We start from the raw sequence: 16571 nt of genomic DNA on the forward strand, positions 1-16571 counted from the left end.
GCCTAGAGCACGAACGCGTCGGTCCAGAGCGCGCCGGAGCGGCCCGAGAGGGAGTCCAGCATCGCCACCGCCTGCCCGTCGGTGAGCTGGGCGACGAAGTCGACGATCGCCCGGCCCCGGGCCCGGCCGATCCGGTCCGGCGTACGCGGGTGCAGCTCCGCCTCGGCCAGCTCGACCAGGTCGTGCAGCCGGCGGGGCAGCCGGGACTCCTCCTCCGGGTCGAGCAGCCACTCCCAGAGCGCCTCCACCAGCGTGCCGAGCAGCCGCGCCTGGCCGCGCTGGTGCAGCGCCAGGTCGGGCCGGGCCAGCACGAATCGGTGGTGGACGAACTTGAGCACCTGCACCTCGTGCCACTGCGCCGGGGCCAGCAGCACGTACCCGGAGCGGACGTCCGGCTCCGGGGTCACCGTGATGGCGTCGACGAAGCGGGTGGACCAGCGCGCGGAGAAGCGGGCGACGTACTGCTCCGCCTCGATCGAGCCGTCGAACGGCAGCGCCAGCAGCCCCTCCACCAGCTCCTCGCGGACGTGCTCGACCGCGGCGGCGAACGCCTCGTCGTCGGCGATCCAGGCGTCCTTGCGGCGCAGCTGCCGGCGCAACCGCTCGATGGCCGCGCCGGGCCGGCGCCCCGCCGCGGTCAGGGCCGACCCGGTGATCGAGCGGAAGTGCCCGCACTCCCGCTGCCAGGCCATCAGCTCCGCGGCCACCGCACCCTGCTGGAGCACCCCGACCCGGTAGAAGTCCTCCACGTCGTGGATGGCGTACGCGATGTCGTCGGCGGTGTCCATGACCGACGCCTCCGGGGTCTGCTGCCAGTCCGGGATCCGCCCGACGAACGGCTCCCGCGCCTGGCGCAGGTCGTCCACCTCCGTCCGGTACGCGCCGAACTTCACCGACCCGCTCTGCGGGTCGTCCAGCGGGGCGGCCGCGCCGCGCGGCGCCGGGTCGAGGTGCCGCGGGTGCGGATCCGGGTGGTCCAGCCGGGTCCACGGGTACTTCAGCATCGCCGCCCGGACCGCCGCCGTCAGGTCCAGGCCGGTGGTGGCCGCACCGCGGATCTCGGTGCTGGTGACGATCCGGTACGACTGGGCGTTGCCCTCGAAGCCGTCGGGCAGCCCGAGCCGCTGCCGGGCCAGCCGGTCCAGCACCCGCTCCCCCAGGTGCCCGAAGGGCGGGTGGCCGAGGTCATGGGCGAGCGCGGCGGCCTCCACCACGTCCGGGTCGCAGCCGCCCAGCTTCTCCAGCAGGTCGCGGTGTGCCGGGTCGGCGGTCAGCCGCTCGGCGATCGCCCGGGCCACCTGCGCCACCTTGAGGCTGTGGGTGAGCCGGTTGTGCACCAGCAGGCCCGACCCGCCCGGGCTGATCACCTGGGTCACCCCGTTCAGCCGGGCGAAGAAGGGGGACGCGACGATCCGGTCCCGGTCGGCCCGGAACGGGCTGGCGGCCAGGTCGCCCAGCGCCCGGGCGCTACCGCCGAACAGCCGCCGGGCCCGAGGGTCGGGAGGTGGTTCCATGATCGCCACGCTAGCGCGCGGCCGGGCCCGGCGGCAGTCGTCCGGGGGGCCCGGCACAATGCAGGGCGGAACCCACCGGAGAAGGCGGATCAGATCGTGACCCAGTCTGTGCATCAGCGGATCGCCGAGGAGCTCGGCGTCGCCGAACGTCAGGTGCGGGCGGCCGTGGAGCTGCTCGACGGCGGCGCCACCGTGCCGTTCATCGCCCGCTACCGCAAGGAGGCCACCGGCCTGCTCGACGACGCGCAGCTGCGCACCCTCGAGGAACGGCTGCGCTACCTGCGCGAGCTGGACGAGCGGCGCGCCGCGGTGCTGGAGTCCATCCGCGGCCAGGGCAAGCTCGACGAGGCCCTCGAGGCGCAGATCATGGCGGCCGACTCGAAGTCCCGGCTGGAGGACATCTACCTGCCGTACAAGCCGAAGCGGCGGACCCGGGCGCAGATCGCCCGCGAGGCCGGGCTGGAGCCCCTCGCGGACACGCTGCTCGCCGACCCGACACAGGACCCGAAGGCGGTCGCCGCCGGCTACGTAGACGCGGACAAGGGCGTCGCCGACCCGGCCGCCGCGCTGGAGGGCGCCCGCGCCATCCTCATCGAACGCTTCGCCGAGGACGCCGACCTCATCGGCACCCTGCGCGAGCAGATGTGGTCGCGGGGCCGGCTGGTCTCCCGGGTACGCGACGGCCAGGAGACCGCCGGCGCCAAGTTCGCCGACTACTTCGACTTCGCCGAGCCGTACACCAAGCTCCCCTCGCACCGGATCCTCGCCATGTTCCGGGGCGAGAAGGAGGGCGTGCTCGACCTGACCATGGACCCGGAGGCCGAGGGCGATTCCGACGCCGTGGTCACCGGCCCGACCCGGTACGAGGCCGGGATCGCCGGCCGGTTCGGCGTCACCGACCAGGGGCGCCCGGCCGACAAGTGGCTCACCGACACGGTGCGCTGGGCCTGGCGTACCCGGATCCTCATCCACCTCGGCGCCGACCTGCGGATGCGGCTCTGGCAGGCGGCCGAGGAGGAGGCCGTCCGGGTCTTCGCCATCAACCTGCGCGACCTGCTGCTCGCCGCGCCCGCCGGCAGCCGCGCCACCATGGGCCTGGACCCGGGCCTGCGCACCGGCGTGAAGGTGGCCGTGGTGGACGCCACCGGCAAGGTGGTCGCCACCGACACGATCTACCCGCACGAGCCGCGCCGGCAGTGGGACGCCGCCATCGACAGCCTGGCGAAGCTGGCCGCGACGCACGGCGTCGAGCTGGTCGCCATCGGCAACGGCACGGCCAGCCGGGAGACCGACAAGCTCGCCGGTGAGCTGATCAAGCGGCACTCGGAGCTGAAGCTGACCAAGGTGGTGGTCTCCGAGGCCGGCGCGTCGGTCTACTCCGCCTCCGCGTACGCCTCACAGGAGCTGCCCGGGCTGGACGTGTCGCTGCGCGGCGCGGTCTCCATCGCCCGCCGCCTCCAGGACCCGCTCGCCGAGCTGGTCAAGATCGATCCGCGTTCGATCGGCGTCGGGCAGTACCAGCACGACCTGTCCGAGGTGAAGCTGTCCCGTTCCCTCGACGCGGTCGTCGAGGACTGCGTGAACGCGGTCGGCGTGGACGTCAACACCGCCTCCGCGCCGCTGCTCACCCGGGTCTCCGGCATCGGCGCCGGGCTGGCGGAGAACATCGTGCTGCACCGGGACGCCAATGGTCCGTTCCGCACCCGCGCCGAGCTGAAGAAGGTGGCCCGGCTCGGGCCGAAGGCGTTCGAGCAATGCGCCGGCTTCCTGCGGATCCCCGGCGGCGACGACCCGCTCGACTCGTCCAGCGTGCACCCCGAGGCGTACCCGGTGGTGCGCCGGATCCTCGCGCACACCGGGCAGGACCTGCGCGCGCTGATCGGGAAGTCGACCATCCTGCGCGGGCTCAGGGCGACCGAGTTCGTCGACGACACCTTCGGCCTGCCCACCGTGACCGACATCCTGACCGAGCTGGAGAAGCCCGGCCGCGACCCACGCCCCGAGTTCAAGACGGCGACGTTTGTCGAGGGCGTCGAGAAGATCAGTGACCTGGTCCCCGGCATGCTGCTGGAGGGCGTGGTGACCAACGTGGCGGCGTTCGGCGCGTTCGTCGATGTGGGGGTGCACCAGGACGGGCTGGTGCACGTGTCGGCCATGTCGAACACGTTCGTGAAGGACCCGCGGGACGTGGTGAAGTCCGGCGACGTGGTCCGGGTCAAGGTGCTCGACGTGGACGTGCCGCGCAAGCGGATCTCGTTGACCCTGCGGTTGGACGACGAGACCTCGGGCAGTGGTGGGCGACCGCAGGGCGACGGTGGCGGACGCGAACGCGGTGGCCGGCGGAGCGACCAGGGCGGTGCGCGCGGTGGCCAGAGCGCGGCAGCGCGCGGTGGCCAGAGCGCGGCAACGCGCGGCGACCGGGGTGGCCGGCAGCAGCGGCAGGGCGGGGCCGCAGCGGCCAACAGCGCGATGGCCGACGCGCTGCGCCGGGCCGGTCTGGCCTGACCACCGGCGGCCTGGGACCCCCGTCGGTCCCGGGCCGCCGACTCAGTTCCCGTTGACCGCGGACCGGTTCTGGGTCAGCCAGTCGTCCATCCTGTCGTCCTTCACCGCCGCGAAGAGCCTTTCCGAGGCGGCCAGGTCAGGGAAGATCACACTCTGGTCACCGACCATGCCCGTGCCGGTGGTAGGGCTCGTCAGCATGGCGATGGATTCGACCCGGATCTGGCGCAGGCCCCACAGGGTGTCGAACACCGACAGGTTCTGGTCCACCTGCACGGCACCGGCGGTGGCCCGCAGGAAGTCGTTGAGCTGTCCAGGGTTGGTCACGACGCCCTTGCTGGTGGCCTCCTGCACCACGGCGGCGATGATCGCCTGCTGGTGCCGCATCCGGCTGTAGTCGCCGTCGGCGAACTGCTTGCGCTGCCGGGCGTAGTCCAGCGCCAGGGCGCTGTTCATGTGGTGTACCCCCGGCTGCAGGACCCCGCCGGGGGCGAGGTCGGACTTGAAGGGCCCGTCGACGGTGACGTCCACGCCACCGAGGCCGTCGATGACCTTGCCAAAGCCCTCGAAGTCCACCACGACGACGTGGTCGACGCGTACCCCGGTGAAGCCCTCGATCGTGCGGACCAACAGGGGCACCCCGCCCCACGCGTACGCCGCGTTGATCTTCGCCTTCACCGGCCCGCCGCCGTCCTCCGGCAGCGACTGCGGAATCGTGGTCCAGGTGTCCCGCGGGATCGAGATCAGCTGCGCCCGGTCCCGGCTGTGCGGCACGTGGAACAGCATGATCGTGTCGGTGCGCGAGACGATGTCGCCCGGCTCGGCCCGGTCCTTGCCGACCACCAGGAAGTTGAGCGCCGAATCGGCCGCCCGTACCGGCCGCTGCTCCTCCTGCAGTCCTTGGAACGCGTCGAGCTTGTCGACCTGGTTCTCCAGCGACCGCACGTACAGCCAGCTGCCGAGGCCACCACCGCCGATCACCACGAACGCCAGGATCGCGATCACCGCCGCCACCTGCGCCAAACGCCGCCGGGGCCACCACCGCCGGCGGCGCCCGCCCGGCCCGGCCAGGTGCCCGTTCGGGTCCCACGGCGGCCGCGACGTCTGCCCCATCTCGCCGGGACGAACCTTCTCCACCATGGAAACGGAGGGTACGCCATGAAAAGTGATAAAGGGGTAAAACGGGAAAGATGGTCGCCCCCCTGTCCAGGCCCGACCGCCTGACGTCGCGTACCGTCTGCGCGATGGACGACTGGCGTGCGCAGCGGGAGCGGGCGGTACGGGCGCACGCGGCCGCGGAGGAGCGGCGCCGGCTCGACGAGGCGGCGGAGGCCGCCCGGCTGGTGGCCTGGTTCGCGGCGGAGGCGGACCGGCGCGGCCTGCGGCGCACCCGACTCACCGTCCGGCCCTGGCACGGCGGCGGCCGGTACCGCAGCCGGCTTACCGGGTGGTACGTCGATCGGGCCCGCAGCCGGGCCGTCGACGCGCGCGGGAGCTTCTACCTGTTGACCGTCCCGCCGAGCCTGCGGGCCCGCCTGTTCGGCGCCGACCCACAGCCGCAGCCGGCGCCGCTGGTCGTCGGGCAGGGCGGACGCGACGGCGAGTCCATCCCGCTCCGCGCGCTCCTCACCCGCCGGCTGGACGCGGGCAACGACTGGCCCTGACCGCCCCGGGTGGTCCGCCGCGCCTCCAGGAGAGCGCGTCGGGCCGCCGTGCGGTGCCCGCTGCCGGGAGCCAGGCGGCGATGACCGAATCGCTCGCATTGCCATGACTACGGGCAAAACAGTCACAAAGCGCCCCTTTTGTCGTTAGGTCACCGAGAAGCCGCCCAGCCGGTCCGACCGGTCGGTGCCGGGCAACGCGATCAGCACCGGAGGTCGACCAATGACGTTCCCGGACCGGGTGAGCGCACCTGTGGTCCGCCAAGCCGGGCCCGAGCCGGCGGCCGAGCGGATCCTCCTGTCGCCCCCCGACGTCGGCGCGCTCGAGGAGACGTACGTCCTGAACGCGCTCCGGTCCGGTTGGGTGGCGCCCGTCGGCCCCGACCTCGACGCGTTCGAACGCGAGGCCGCGGAACGGGTCGGTTGCGCGCACGCGGTGGCGCTCTCCTCCGGCACCGCCGGACTTCATCTGGCGCTGGTCGCGCTCGGCGCCGGCCCCGGGGACGTCGTGGTGGTGCCGACCCTCACGTTCGCGGCGACGGCCAACGCCGTGGTCTACACCGGAGCGGAACCGATCTTCGTCGACTGCGAGCCGGCGACGGGCAATCTGGATCCCGACCTCCTCCACGATCTGCTCCGTGACCTGCAGCTACGGGGCCGCCGGGTCGCCGCCGTGCTGCCCGTGGACATCTTCGGCAGTTGCGCCGACTACGGCCGCATCCTGCCGCTCTGCGCGGAGGCCGGAGTGCCGGTGGTGGAGGATGCCGCCGAGGCACTCGGCGCGGTCCACGCCGGACGCGCCGCCGGCTCCTTCGGCCGCGCGGCAGTCCTCTCGTTCAACGGCAACAAGATCATCACCACCTCGGGCGGCGGAATGCTGCTGTCCGACGACGCCGCACTCGCGGCCCGCTGTCGCTACCTGTCGACCCAGGCCCGGCAACCGGTCACCCACTACGAGCACACCGAGGTGGGCTACAACTATCGGTTGAGCAACCTGCTCGCCGCCTTGGGGAGGGCCCAGCTGCGCCGCCTGGACGAGATGGTGGCCCGGCGTCGGCGCCTGCGGGAGCGCTACGCGAAACTGTTCGCCGCGGTCCCGGGGGTCCGCCTGCTGGCGGACGAGGACGAGGGGGCCAACTGCTGGCTCACCGCGATCATCGTCGATCCGACCGTCGCCGGCTGGCGAGCGCGGGATCTCGCCGACCATCTCGGCGCACTGAGGATCGAGACCCGTCCGGTGTGGAAGCCCATGCATCTGCAACCGGTCTTCGCCGGCGCGCGGTCATTGCTCACCGGAGCAGCGGAACGACTCTTCGCGGACGGTCTGGTCCTGCCCAGTGGCTCCGCGCTGAGCGAGCGCGAGATCGTCCGCGTCCTCCACGCGACCCGACAGTTCCTGGGCGGCCGTTGAGGGGACGCGCGGAAGCGACGCGATGAAACTGGAGCGTCGTGTCGCCCGCAATATCAGCGCAGCTCTGGAACGGCAGGGTGCCCGGCCGGCGAAGGCGATCGCGGGAACACTGCTCCGAGCCACTCCCTTTCCTGGTAGAACCAGAACGATTTGCCGCGGCGCCGGAGAGGCATTAGCTGACCCACCGGGGGCAGGGTGCAGCTGCCGAAGGAAGGACGGTTGTTACGATGCGAGTTTCGCTATGGGATGCGCGGGATCCGGAAACAGCTTCCGAATGGCGCTCACGTTGTGCGAACTGGCCGGCCCGCGAGGTCTTCGCCGATCCAGCTTACGTGCGACTCTTCGCCACCGAACGGGATCAACCGCTCGCAGCCTTCGCAGAGACCGATTCGGGATTCATTCTCTACCCGTTCGTCCTCAGGCCGATCGACGCTCCGCACCTGTGCGGACAGTGGCGTCCGAGCTTCGACATCACCAGCGCCTACGGTTACGCCGGCGCTTTCACCAGCGGCGCAACCGACGTTGACGCCAAGAGCTTCTGGAGCGCCTTCGACGAGGTCTGCCGGGAACGCCGCGTCATCGCGGAGTTCACCAGGCTGTCCCTGTTCGAGTCGGAGCGCCTCGCCCCGCCGGCGCTCGTGACCCAGAAACTGACCAACGTAGTTGTGGACCTCCGCGTGCCGGAGGACCAACTGTGGCGCTCATTCGAGTCAAAGGTGCGGCGCAACGTCAACAAGGCGACGCGTAGCGGGGTGCAGATCGAGGTCGACGAGGACGGCCGGCGACTGACCGACTTCGTACGCATTTACACTGACACGATGCGCCGGCGACAGGCGGCGGAGAGCTACTACTTCCCACGTTCGTTCTTCGAGGCGATCGTGCGCGATCTGCCCGGGCAGTTCACCTTCTTCCATGCCCTGCACGACGGGCGCGTCATCTCGACAGAACTGGTGCTGGTCTCCGGCCTGAGCCTCTATTTCTATCTCGGCGGCACGGACGAGGCCTTTTTCGACCTCCGCCCGAACGAACTGTTGAAGTTCGAGGTGATGCGGTGGGGTCGTGCACGCGGGAAAGAGCGCTACGTGCTCGGCGGCGGGTACGCCCCTGACGACGGAATCTTCCGGTACAAGAAAGCCTTCGCCCCCCAGGGACTGCTTCCCTATCACGTCGCCTCGCGCGTGCTCGATGCAGAGCGGTACGAGTCACTGGTGCGGGCACACCTGGCCGAAGGGCGGCGGCGGGACGAGGCATGGCAACCGGACGACAGCTTCTTCCCCACGTACCGGCGCCCCTTGCCCTCCAGCAGACCCGAAGGCGATTGAGCACCCGATAGGCGGCAAAGCACCGCGCATGGTCGGATTGTGCGCCAGATCCGGCCTCTTTCCCGGGTACCGCCGGCACCTACCGTCCGCACCGGCTTGACCAAGACTCCCCGCGGCCCACCGGCGCCGGGAACGGGCCCGCCACGGCGCCCCGTCGGTCCGAACACGCCGATGTCGAGCGTGCCTCCGGCACCGCGTCGACGCGATCGCCGGATTAGTACGATTTGGCGATTTCGGCAACATTCGGTCGAACGGCACGATACGGTTACATACGCGCGTGCACCGGACATATCGGCCCGACCACCGATGCAGTGCATTGGCAGGTTGCGACGAGCTTCCGTCCGGCGCGGCGTGCCTCGCGGTGACTACGGGGTCGCCGGGGCAACGCGGACGACATTTCGGAAGTCGGGCTCCGCCCGGCTGCCGCGCGAAGCCATGCCCAGACGCCAACGGACTACATGGCTGACGCGACGACTGAATTGTGGGGAGCACTATCGTGGTCACTGAACGCCATCCGCACGACCGGCTCAAGCGGGCACTTGACATCTTCGTCGCCAGTCTCGCGCTGCTGGTCCTGTCACCGGTCCTGCTGGGTGTGAGCGTCGCGGTTGCGCTGGCGATGGGCCGCCCCGTGCTCTTCCGGCAGAGCAGGCCGGGACGCTACGGCGCGTTGTTCGAGCTGCGGAAGTTCCGGACGATGCAGCCGCCGGGTCGTGGTCGGGTCAGTGACGGCGAACGACTGACCCGCCTGGGCAGGTGGCTGCGCCAGACCAGTTTGGACGAGCTGCCGACGCTGTGGAACGTGCTGCGGGGCGACATGAGTCTGGTCGGACCGCGCCCCCTCCTGGTGCAGTACCTCGACCGGTACACCCCGGAGCAGGCGCGCCGCCACGAGGTGCGTCCTGGCGTGACCGGACTGGCCCAGGTCCGCGGTCGCAACGCGCTGAGCTGGGAGGAGAAGTTCGCCTACGACGTGCGGTACGTCGACGGGCGGTGTCTCCGCCTCGATCTGCGCATCCTGCTGGAGACGGTGGTCAAGGTCGCGCGTCGCGACGGCATCACGGCTGACGGCCACGCAACCGCCCCCGAGTTCTTGGGCACCGCACAGTCGCTGGCAGATGCCAGCCATGGCGGCACCTCTCGTGACGCGACCTGGTGAACCTGGGTGCCCGCTTCAGGCGGAGCCTGGCTGACGCCTGCCGCGCTTCCCTGCCCCTCAACGTGAATGTTCCGTTTTTGTCGGTTATCGAGTCGTCTGAGACGAATGTACGTAAGCTTGCTAGTTGCGCGCGTCGCGCTGTTTGGAGGGCAAAGTGGGGGTTGAGAAGCTGGTCGTCATTGGCCAGGGGTACGTCGGTCTCCCGCTGGCGATGAGGGGAGTGGAGGCCGGGTTCGATGTAGTCGGCATTGACCTCGACGAGAGTCGCGTCAAGCGACTCACCTCGGGCGAATCGTTCGTCGAGGACATCCCCGCCGACCGGCTCGGCCGAGCCTTGGACGCCGGTCACTACCACCCCACCAGCGAGTACGCGGACGCCGCCGGCTTCGACGTCTGCGTCATCACCGTTCCCACACCGCTGCGCGACGGCACCCCCGATGTCAGTTACATCGAACAGGCCGGCGCCAGACTCGGCCCGCACGTCAGCCACGGGTGCACGGTGATCCTGGAGTCGACCACCTACCCGGGCACCACCGAGGAGCTGCTCCGCCCGCTGCTGGAGGCGGCCAGTGGGTTGCAGAGCCCGGGCGACTTCCACCTGGGATACAGCCCGGAACGCATCGATCCGGGCAATCCGACGTGGCGGCTGGAAAACACGCCGAAGGTGGTGTCCGGGATGGACGCCGCGGCGTTGCATCGGGTGGAAGCGTTCTACCGGCGGATCGTCCAGCGGACCGTCCCGGTCGACTCGACCCGGGTGGCAGAGCTCACCAAGCTGATCGAAAACACGTTCCGTCAGGTCAACATCGCCCTGATCAACGAGGTGGCGGTACTGTCGCACGAACTCGGCATCGACGTGTGGCAGGCGATCGACGCCGCAGCGACCAAGCCGTTCGGTTTCATGTCGTTTCGGCCGGGCCCGGGCGTCGGCGGGCACTGCCTGCCGATCGACCCCTGCTACCTGTCCTGGCAGGTGAAACGAACCCTCGGCCGGCAGTTCCGGTTTGTGGAACTGGCCAACGACATCAACCACGAAATGCCCGGGCACGTAGTACAGCGGATCATGACTGGGCTCAACCGGCAGGGCCGGGCCGTCAACGGGTCCCAGCTGCTGGTGCTCGGTCTGGCGTACAAGAAGAACACCGGCGACATGCGCGACTCCCCGGCCATCGAGATCATCCGCCGGCTCCAGTTGCTCGGCGCCCAGGTTCGCGCCGTCGAGCCGTACGCCGAGCCGCACCACATTCCTGACGGCGTCGCGGTGGTCGACCTGACCGAACGCGAGCTGCGGACCGCAGACGCGACGGTGGTGGTCACCGACCACGACTGCCTCGACTACGACCTGGTCGTGGACTGCGCGCCCTACGTCTTCGACGCCCGCGATCGCTGCCGAGGCGACAACGTCGAGCAGCTCTGACCGTGGCGGACCGGCCCACTGGAGCTTGGCCCGCCGAACCAGCCACGCCCGGGCAGCCGGTGACGGCAGGCCGGGCCCGGGCGGACAACTAGCACCCGTACGTCCAAATATGCGTGAAATCGGACAGGCGCAGCCGCCGAAGACACCGGGCGATCGCCACGGTCGCCGTACCCGGAGGGAAGTCGATGGGAAACACCGGTCTGCGCACGATCGCCGCAGACACGCGCGCCTTGGGCCTGTCGGCGCCGCTGCGCGCGGCGTACGAGGCATCGAAGCGCGGCGGATTCCACGCCGTCCTGTTTCGCGGCCGGACGCACTGGCACCACCCGGCGACGCCGGTGCCGCTGACCAACACGCTGCCCACCGGCGACGAGGCGGGGCAACGGTGCCTCGACGACGCCCGGGGTGTGCTGCGACAGGGGCTACGCGTCTTCGGGCGCCGGGTGCCGACGGGCGTATCGGCGCCATGGTGCACCGACCCGCTGACGGGGCGGCAATGGCCGGCGCGCGAGCCGTGGTGGCGGATCGACATCCGTTCCGAGGCACGGCTGTCGGACGTGAAGCACGTCTGGGAGGCGGCACGCCACCGTGACCTGGTCGTCCTGGCGCGCGCGGCCCGCCTCGACCCCGCCGGACCGTGGCTGGACGAGCTCACCGGCCTGCTGCGGTCCTGGTGCGAGCAGTCACCGCCGGAGCAGGGCGTGAACTGGTACTCGAGCCTCGAACTTGCCCTGCGCGCGATTGCCTGGAACCAGATCCTGGCGCTGGCCGGCGAGCGGCTCCCCCGCGACTTGGTGACCACCATGGAGCGGCTGCTGCTGGCCAGCGCCCGGCACCTCGTGGTCGAGCTGCCGTACACGGTGAGCAGCATGCGCAACAACCACATGCTCGGCGACGCGCTCGGGTTGATCGTGTTGTCGCGCCTGTTTCCCACCGCGCGGCGGGCGGGGTGGTGGGCGCGCACCGGCGAGAGGATGTTCTCGGCCCAGTTGCGCCGGCACATGGCCCCCGACGGCCGGATGATCGAGGACTCGCTGTCGTACCACCGCTTCGTCCTCGAGATGCTCATCGTGCGGGTGATGCTCGGGGACGCGCCGGCCGACGTGCGACGTGACCTCCACGCGGCCAGCCTGCACCTGACTCGGCTTGGCGTATTCGACGGCGACCTGCCTCAGTACGGCGACTGGGACGAGGGGCGCCTGCTCGCGTCATCCGGCGACCCGCTCGATGTGGCCGGGTCGGTCGCGCTCGGCCTGGTGCTGTCCGGCGAGCGAGTGCCACCGCGGTGGTATGCGGACTTCGACGAACTGGCGTGGTATGCGCCCGTGCCGCCGAAGGAGGCCGCGCCTGGGGCGGCCGCGCCGATCACCTATACCCGGCCGACCTCCGGGGGCATCGCACGCGTCGAGCGCGGGCCATGGCGCGTGTGGTTCAAGGTGGACAGCGGGCCTTCGCACGGGCACGCCGACCTGACCTCGGTATGGATCAAGCACGGCGGCAGGTGGGTGATCGCCGACCCCGGCACCGGTGCGTACAACGGCCCGCTGGAGATACGGAACGGGCTGCGAACCTCCGCCGCCCATCCGGTACGCCGGCCGGACGGGCGCGACCAACTCGTGCCGCATCGCGCGTTCCGGTGGCTCAACACCGCGCGCGGATACCTGGGCCCGCCGCTCGTGTTGCCGGACCGCACCATCCTCTTCGGCTGGCACGACGCGTACGCGCGCGGCCAGCGACCGGTGCGCGTCGGCCGCGCCGTCGTCGTGGCCACCGATTACGTGGCGATCGTCGAGTTCGCCGACCCGCCGGGCACCGCAAAGTGCTGGTCGCTGACCATCCCGCTGCATCCGGACGTCACGGTGGTGGACAACACCCTCGTGGCCGGCGAGAGCACCCTCGATGTGTTCGGGCTGGACGGACATACGGCGGCGCGCGGGCAGAAGACGCCGTTCGCGGGCTGGCACAGCCGCACGTACGGGCACTGGGAGCCGGCGACGTGGATCACGGCCGAGAGCCGGGCCGACACCGCGGTCTGGGGGATCGGGACGGTACCCGGATCGCCGACCGAACCGACCGCGCTCGACGGTCTCCGGTTCGAGGTGAATTGGGATCGCGCCGGCGCGTGCCTCGTCGTCACCAACATCGCGTCGGGAGAAGTCCATCACGTGAGAGCGCCGCAATGACGCAACACAGGGTCCTCGTCTTCAACCACTTCGCCGTGCCCCGGGGCTATCCGGGCGGTACCCGGCACGTCGAGCTGTTCAGCCGGCTACCTGGGTGGTCATACGTGGTCCTCGCGGGTCGCCGCAACATGGTGACCGGGCTGCCGCAGCAGGCAGAGCCGGGATTCCATCCGGTCGCCGTGACGCCGTACCAGGGCAACGGTCTGGGCCGGGTGGTCAACTGGGCCAGCTACGCGGTGACCGCCACGGCGGCGGGCCTGCGGCAACCCCGCCCCGATGTCGTGTACGCGTCCTCGCCGCACCTGCTGGCCGGCCTCTCCGGCTGGCTCGTGGCGGCGGTCCGGCGCGTGCCGTTCGTCCTGGAGATCCGGGACCTGTGGCCGCGCGTGCTCGTCGACATGGGAAAGCTTTCGGAAAGATCGTTGGCGTACCGAGCGCTGGAGCGCCTGGAGCGGTTCCTGTACCGGCACGCCGATCACGTGGTGATCATGGCGCCTGGCGTCCGGGCCGCGGTCGCTGGCAAGGGCGCCGCGCCAGAGAAGATCGCCTTCATCCCCAACGGGGCCGACCCGGAAGACTTCGTGCCCAGCACCGTTCGCGACGAGCTGCGGCGGCGGTACGGCTTCACCCGCCGGACCGCCATCTACGCGGGAGCGCACGGCCCCGCCAACGGGCTCGACCTGCTCCTGGACGCGGCCGAGGCGGTGCCTGACCTCGACGTCGTGCTGGTCGGGTCGGGTGTGGAGAAGCCGCGCCTGCAGGCGGCGGCACACGGCATTCGCAACGTACGCTTCCTCGACCCGGTACCGAAGACCGAGATCCCCGACATTCTCCACGCGGCCGACCTCGGTGTGCACGTACTCGCCGACGTCGAGCTGTTCCGCGCCGGGGTCAGCCCCAACAAGGTCTTCGATTACATGGCCGCCGGGTTGCCGATCGTCACCAACAGTCCGGGGATCGTCGGCGATCTCGTCCTGGGTGCCGGCGCCGGGTACGTGGTCGCCCCGAGCAACCTCGCCCATGGCCTCGGCCAGGTGGCCCAGGCGAGTCCGGAGGAGTTGGCGAAGATGGGCGCGGCGGGCCGGCAGTGGATACGCGAGAACCAGTCGCGCACGGCGATGTCCCGTGCCCTCTGGCAGCTGCTCGCCCCGCTGGTCGGCGCAGGCGAGGCGCCATGCTGACCGCCGTCTGGCGCGCCGCCAGGTTGCTCGACCCAGGTACCCGGCGCGGGCTGATCCTGGGCATTCCCGTCGCGCTCGCGGTGACCCTGCTCGAACTGGCCGGCTTCGTGGCGCTCGCCGCGTCCGTCCAGGTGCTCGCGGCACCGCAGCTGCTGCACGACGCCGGACCGAGCACCCTGGTGGGACTGGCCCGCCGCGTCGCCCACCCGCAGGACCTCACCGACTTCGTGGCGACCGTGGGCGGCGTCGCCGTCACGCTGCTCATCGCGCGCGGTGTCGCGGCTTGCGCGCTCGCGTGGTGGCAGGCCGGGCTGTTGGCCCGCGCCGAGGCGACGCTGTCGGCCAAGCTCTTCCGCAGGTTCATGGGCACCAGCTACGAGTTCCACCTGCAACACCACTCGGCCGACCAGATTCGCACCGTCATCCTGTCGGTCCGGTGGCTGACAGCCCGCGTCCTGCTTCCCGGTACCACGATCATCGTCGACGCGTCGCTGATCCTCGGCCTGGCTACGGCGCTGCTGGTCATGGAACCGGTGACCGCGCTCGTGTCGATCAGCGCGCTCGGCGGCGCGATGGTGATGTACCTGTTCCTGGTGCGCCGGTGGGCGCGGCGGATGGGGGTCGACGACGAGCGGCTGATGTCGCGCGACCAGCGCCTCGTCCAGGAGGGCTTGCGCGCGGTGAAGATGCTCACCACCCTGGGCCGGCGCGGCACCGTGGTGCGGCGGTTCGAGACGGCACGCAGCGAGCACGCTTACGCGCTTCGCGGGCTGTTCTTCATCTCCAACCTGTCGCGGTACTACCTGGAATCCGTGGTGCTGCTGGTGATGGCGGTGGCCGCCGGCACGGCGATCCTGGGCGGCGCGGACGTACTCGCGTCCGTCGGGGTCATCCTCGCCGGGTCGATGCGGCTCCTGCCGTCGGTGCAACGCGTCCTCGCGATGGTCAACCTGGTTCGGGTGGGCATGGGAAGCCTCGACCAGGTGGAGAAGGATCTCGCCGCGGCGGAGAACGACATCGAGAGATCGGCCGCGCACGGCGACCTGCAGCCGGTCGCGTTCGAACGGTGCATCGAGTTTCGCGACCTGACCTACCGCTACCCGGCCGCGGCCACCCCCGCACTCGACTCGATCAATCTCACCGTCGCGATCGGCGAGTCCGTCGGCATCGTCGGCCCGTCCGGATCGGGGAAGACGACGCTGGTGGATGTCCTGCTGGGACTGCTGCAACCCGCCTGCGGCGGCATCTACGTCGACGGCGTCAAGATCACGTCCGAGCGGGTGCACGGCTGGCGCGCCCGCATCGGGTACGTCCCGCAGGACACGGTGATCATTGATGACACGGTACGCCGCAACGTCGCGCTCGGGCTCGACGACGAGGAGATCGACGACGTGGCCGTCGAGCGCGCGATAGCGCAGGCGCAACTGCTCGACACCGTACTCGCGATGCCCGACGGCTTCGACAGCGTGCTCGGCGAGGACGGCGTCCGGCTCTCGGGGGGGCAGCGGCAACGCATCGGGATCGCGCGGGCCTTGTACGTGCAGCCGGACGTGCTGGTCCTCGATGAGGCCACGGCCGCGCTCGACACCGATACGGAGAAGCAGATCGTCGAGACCATCGAGAAGCTGTATGGCAAGATCACGGTATTTGTCATCGCGCACCGGTTGAGCACGGTCCAGCGGTGCGACACCCGCTTGGTCCTCGACCGGGGACGCGTCACCAACGGCCGAGGCCCCGACGCGCAACCGGCGGGCCAACCGGATCCGCCGGATCTCAGCACGCCTGTTCCCGTCGATCTGTGAAGGCGGGCGTCTAACGATCTTCGCGGCTATCCTCCTGGCCGTCGGCCAACGCCTTCGCCTGCCGCAGCAATATCGGTCCGCGCAATTTGTGTCAGTCAGCCTTTCAGTCCGCCGGCACTTCTCTAGTATGGGCCTGGCCGAGTTTTCATAGCTATGAATCAGATAAACGTTCATAATCAGATTCAACGGGAGCGCCTGTGTGCAATATGGACTGGTTCGGAGCGGTTGGGAATACCAATGGTGGCGGTGATCTTTGGTCCGACATCGCCCTCCAGAATGCGTTGGCGACCGACCTTTCCGAGACAGACTCGCTCGGCGGCACACCTACGGCTACCTGGAACGGTAGGTCGTGACGGCGCGACCACTGCCTCCCGCGGGAACAGGTGCACAGGTGGTCTGGGATCAACTACTCCGGCGCC

At 70.3% G+C, this 16571-nt stretch carries 10 protein-coding genes and 1 pseudogene; 9 read left to right on the top strand and 2 right to left on the bottom strand.

Annotation, left to right across the window (positions count from 1 at the left end):
- Nucleotides 1–2: 2 nt before the first annotated feature.
- Nucleotides 3–1514, bottom strand: coding sequence for a deoxyguanosinetriphosphate triphosphohydrolase family protein (locus ACFYOS_RS18585; RefSeq protein WP_387142654.1), 1512 nt, complete (start codon nt 1512–1514; stop codon nt 3–5).
- Here ACFYOS_RS18585 and ACFYOS_RS18590 point away from each other — a divergent pair.
- A pseudogene (locus ACFYOS_RS18590) lies at nt 1513–4019 on the top strand (Tex family protein). The gene ACFYOS_RS18585 and the pseudogene ACFYOS_RS18590 overlap by 2 nt on opposite strands.
- A 42-nt stretch (nt 4020–4061) precedes the next feature.
- Here the strand turns inward: ACFYOS_RS18590 and ACFYOS_RS18595 are convergent.
- Nucleotides 4062–5156: an LCP family protein gene (locus ACFYOS_RS18595; protein WP_387142657.1), complete on the bottom strand. Its 1095-nt coding sequence runs from the start codon at nt 5154–5156 to the stop codon at nt 4062–4064.
- 104 nt (nt 5157–5260) lie between these two features.
- On the opposite strand from ACFYOS_RS18595, the gene ACFYOS_RS18600 reads away from it, so the two are divergent.
- The 8 genes from ACFYOS_RS18600 (at nt 5261) to ACFYOS_RS18635 (ending at nt 16152) form a co-directional block, all read left to right on the top strand.
- Complete coding sequence (locus ACFYOS_RS18600) at nt 5261–5680, top strand: hypothetical protein (protein ID WP_387142660.1); 420 nt, start codon at nt 5261–5263, stop codon at nt 5678–5680.
- Between the two features lie 220 nt (nt 5681–5900).
- The gene (locus tag ACFYOS_RS18605) at nt 5901–7088 is read left to right on the top strand and encodes an aminotransferase class I/II-fold pyridoxal phosphate-dependent enzyme (RefSeq protein WP_387142663.1); all 1188 of its coding nucleotides are present in this window, start codon (nt 5901–5903) and stop codon (nt 7086–7088) included.
- A 332-nt stretch (nt 7089–7420) separates the two neighbouring features.
- Entirely contained in the window at nt 7421–8410 is a 990-nt protein-coding gene (locus ACFYOS_RS18610) for a lipid II:glycine glycyltransferase FemX (RefSeq protein WP_387142666.1), read from the top strand.
- A 496-nt stretch (nt 8411–8906) separates the two neighbouring features.
- Nucleotides 8907–9569, top strand: coding sequence for a sugar transferase (locus ACFYOS_RS18615; protein WP_387142669.1), 663 nt, complete (start codon nt 8907–8909; stop codon nt 9567–9569).
- A gap of 154 nt (nt 9570–9723) precedes the next feature.
- On the top strand, nt 9724–10986 hold the full coding sequence (locus ACFYOS_RS18620; protein ID WP_387142672.1) for a nucleotide sugar dehydrogenase: 1263 nt from the start codon (nt 9724–9726) through the stop codon (nt 10984–10986).
- Between the two features lie 185 nt (nt 10987–11171).
- On the top strand, nt 11172–13169 hold the full coding sequence (locus ACFYOS_RS18625) for a heparinase II/III family protein (protein ID WP_387142675.1): 1998 nt from the start codon (nt 11172–11174) through the stop codon (nt 13167–13169).
- Nucleotides 13166–14350: a glycosyltransferase family 4 protein gene (locus tag ACFYOS_RS18630; RefSeq protein WP_387142678.1), complete on the top strand. Its 1185-nt coding sequence runs from the start codon at nt 13166–13168 to the stop codon at nt 14348–14350. The genes ACFYOS_RS18625 and ACFYOS_RS18630 overlap by 4 nt, the downstream gene beginning before the upstream one ends.
- Nucleotides 14344–16152, top strand: a complete 1809-nt coding sequence (locus ACFYOS_RS18635) for an ABC transporter ATP-binding protein (RefSeq protein ID WP_387142681.1) — start codon at nt 14344–14346, stop codon at nt 16150–16152. Before ACFYOS_RS18630 ends, ACFYOS_RS18635 begins: the two co-directional genes overlap by 7 nt.
- Nucleotides 16153–16571 lie beyond the last annotated feature (419 nt).

The sequence above is a fragment of the Micromonospora sp. NPDC005806 genome, assembly GCF_042871425.1.
In the GTDB taxonomy this organism is placed as follows: Bacteria; Actinomycetota; Actinomycetes; order Mycobacteriales; family Micromonosporaceae; genus Micromonospora.